This is a genomic window from Halomonas sp. SIMBA_159 (assembly GCF_046536035.1).
GTDB lineage: Bacteria > Pseudomonadota > Gammaproteobacteria > Pseudomonadales > Halomonadaceae > Vreelandella > Vreelandella venusta_A.
Genome location: NZ_JAWJBT010000641.1, coordinates 1 through 270 on the forward strand (window position 1 = coordinate 1; position 270 = coordinate 270).

Below are 270 nucleotides of genomic sequence, written 5' to 3' on the forward strand. Positions count from 1 at the left end.
TGATTCGCGTGCTGCATCGTCTCGCTGACGGCGGCCATAGCGTCGTGGTGATCGAGCATGACCTCGAGGTTGTAGCCGAGGGAGGCTGCAGCATCGACCTCGGTCCCGAAGGCGGTGTGGGTGGCGGGACAGTCGTCGCTGCTACGGACCCCGAAGGAATCGTGCAGGTTCGCGCGAGCCACACCGGCGCAGCGTTGAAGCCTGTGCTCGACCGTACTGCACATGGCGGCGCTCGCGCTGCGCAAGTCGAAGCGGGCGAAGGCACCAACG

Annotated in this window: 1 protein-coding gene; it reads right to left on the bottom strand. The window is 66.3% G+C overall.

The features are described from left to right. The coding region (locus R0J87_RS20780) for a hypothetical protein (RefSeq protein WP_498888627.1) at positions 1-270 on the bottom strand (270 nt) is incomplete at both ends.